The organism is Vibrio sp. 10N.222.46.A1 (assembly GCF_041473595.1).
Lineage (GTDB): Bacteria > Pseudomonadota > Gammaproteobacteria > Enterobacterales > Vibrionaceae > Vibrio > Vibrio tasmaniensis_A.
Genome location: NZ_JBFRSN010000008.1, coordinates 1 through 3037 on the forward strand (window position 1 = coordinate 1; position 3037 = coordinate 3037).

Below are 3037 nucleotides of genomic sequence, written 5' to 3' on the forward strand. Positions count from 1 at the left end.
TCCCGATGAGGTTGATTGTTTTCAAGTGAGCTACAAATGGACAAGCCAGTCCCATTCTTTTGCAAGCGTCACCCACCATATGACTTACCAGTTAGAGCCAAATATAGAGTGTGCTCAAGATTGGCTGTATGGCAATGAGTGCATGAAGCATTCTGATTCTTCGAAACTAGCGATGGCCGCCGATGAATACAGCTTTAACCATCTAGAATGCCTGACTCATGGCAAGCATTTAACCAAGGAAGAAATTGTAGCGTTAGACCGATTTAAAGCGGGCATTACATCCATTCACATTGATGAAAATGGCGTCATCATTCACGAAGAACGAACGTTAACCGCTAGCAATTCCTTTGCTTGTGTTGGGATCATTTTGTAACCACACCTCTTTTAATTCCACTTCCCCCTTAACCTCCACTCACCGCTCAGTTTTGCTGCTAGCGGCAATTTGCGTTGCATAAGGAAAATACTCATGCTTTCTATTAGCCCATTAAAATCCGCTTCTGGCGCTGCCAAATATTATCTCAGCGAAGAAAACCCCAAAGACCTACCTGACGTCTCTTTAGAAAAAAACGCGGGCGATAACTATTACCTCAAAGAAAAAGACCAAGAAGAAAACACCTTCTGGCATGGCAAGCTGGCCATCGAAGCGGGACTGGCGGGTAAACCCGTAGAGCAAGCCACCCTAGAATCGGTACTCTCAGGCAGTCTTGGCGGTGAAACCATTAAAGGAAAACGAGATGATCATAAATCGGGCTTCGACCTGACCTTTTCTGCGCCCAAATCCCTCAGCGTTCTTGCGCTTATTGGCGGAGATAGCCGCCTCATTGAAGCGCACAATAACGCCGTGAAGTTCGCCTTAACAGAGCTGGAGAAAGACGTAGCACAAGTCAAAGTCACCCATGAGAAAGGCGTTCAAGAATACGAAAATACGGATTCGATGCTATTTGCAGTCGTACGCCATAAGACCAGCCGTGAAAATGACATGCAAGTGCATTCGCACGCGCTAGCCGCTAACATGACGCGCGATAAAGAAGGAGATTTACGCGCTTTATCAACCAGCCTAAAACAAAAAGGGGGCGTGATTAACGGGACTGGCGAGCGCATTTACAACTTCCAAAAATACTACGGTATCTTGTACCAGAGCCAATTAGCTAAAGAGGCAGAAACCCTCGGTTATTCCACGCGAGGCGTCGGCAACGGTCAGTTCGAAATCAGCGGTGTCCCTCAGCCTATTCTTGATGCGTCGTCCACTCGCAAACAACAAATTGACCAACGCACACTCGATTTAGGCTTTGACTCGCGCGCGGCGAAAGACGTAGCAAACCTCGATACTCGTAAAAGCAAAACCTACCAGAGCAGTGACAGCCTCAACAAACAGTGGCAAAGCACCGTAAAAGAGCAAGGGTATGACCCCGCAGAGCTTGTCACCATGGCGCAACAAGTAAAGGAAGCGCAAAATACCCCGCCACTCGGTGAAACCAAAGCCGCGATCAGCAGAGCCATTGACCATCTAGGGCAATACAGCACTGCGTTACACCTTGAAAAAATCATTGAACTCACCGCCTCAGAGTTCACCAAAGGCGGCGTGCAACTCAACGCCCTTGATATCAAAAAAGTCGCGGATGCAATGATTAAACAGGGCGACTTGATAGGACTCAGTCAAAAAGGGCAATACACCACCAAAGGCTTAATTGATAACGAACAAGCGCTTATCGACAGCACACAAGGTCGTGCGCATCACATGCGCACCCACGTTGAATCGAACACGCTCAACAAGCTCGCTATCCCTGAAAGCCAGCAGCGTATACTGACCGAGCTGTACCACTCCACCAAACAGTTCCATGTGGTCAATGTACACGGCTCATCACAGGGTATTGCGCAGCAGCTACTCAATGTAGGCAATCACAGCGGTAAGCGTGTCCAATTGGTCTCCCAAAGCGTGAAAGCCAAGACTGAGGGCATGGAGAGCGTACAGCGCAAGAGTCAAACACTCAGCGCCTGGGTCGGTCAGCTCTTTTCACCAGAGCAGCGCCACACTACCCATAGCTTACTGCAAAGCGATACGCCGCTGACCAATAAAGACATCTTGCTCATCGATGACGCCAATAAGATGAGCGCCAATGAGTTGCTGGCCCTCACCGCTAAAGCCAAACAATCGAGCAGTAAAGTGGTGATGCTTAATCGCGTATCAAGCCGTCAGGGATTTAAAGCCAATAACGCTATCTCGCTGTATCAAAAAGGCAATGTGGAGAGTCATTCTTGGGTTGGCAAGCGAGCCAGCAACACCAACGTAAAACTGCATGACAATGATACCGATAGGATAGCGCGGGTGTACGCCGACCTCCCCGATAAAGCCAACACGCAAGTGATTGCCACTTCCAGCGTCGAGCAGCGGCGGTTAACCGAAGCGATACGGGGCCAGCTCAAAAATACCGGCGCCCTCGCCAGACACGAAACCACCCTATTCACTCAAACCCCTCACCACCTCTCTAAAGCGCAACAACCCCTCGTTCAACACTACAAACCAGGCATGACACTCACCCATTGGGAGAAAAACAAACCTCAGAGTTTTGTCATCGCCAGTATCGACAAAGAGAGCAACACCATGACCGCACTCAGCAAACGCGATGGACAATCACACACCTTTGACCCGTCCAGTCGCGCCTTTAAGCACATGAAGATGCAAATCAATAAACCGCAAAGTCTCAATATCGCCCAAGGCGAACGCCTTCAAACGCTAGGCAAACACTTCCCTGCTGGCTTGGACGCGAACCAAAGCTACCTTGTCACTCACATTGACAAAGAAAGCCTCACGCTTGAGAGCAAAGGGGAAACGCAGCGCGTCAACTTAGAGAGCCTAAAAGACGCGCCGCTGCAATACGACTACGTTCACGGCGCCCACCATATTGAGCCAAAAGCCCATACTTTACTGTCAGGCAAAGCATTTACCCTATCTAAGCCCCTGATAAACGACCTGACTGAAAAAACAGAGCGCCTTGATATCTTCACCGACAAACCAGACAAAGCCCAAAGCGCACTT

General features: G+C 49.3%; 1 protein-coding gene and 1 pseudogene. Both read left to right on the plus strand.

All coding sequences use genetic code 11. The features are described 5' to 3' along the window. Positions 1–373: pseudogene (locus tag AB4496_RS00485) on the plus strand (hypothetical protein); the annotation flags it as partial. 93 nt (positions 374–466) lie between these two features. Beyond that, positions 467–3037: conjugative transfer relaxase/helicase TraI (gene traI, locus AB4496_RS00490; protein ID WP_372130475.1), on the plus strand; the 2571-nt coding region annotated here is incomplete at its 3' end.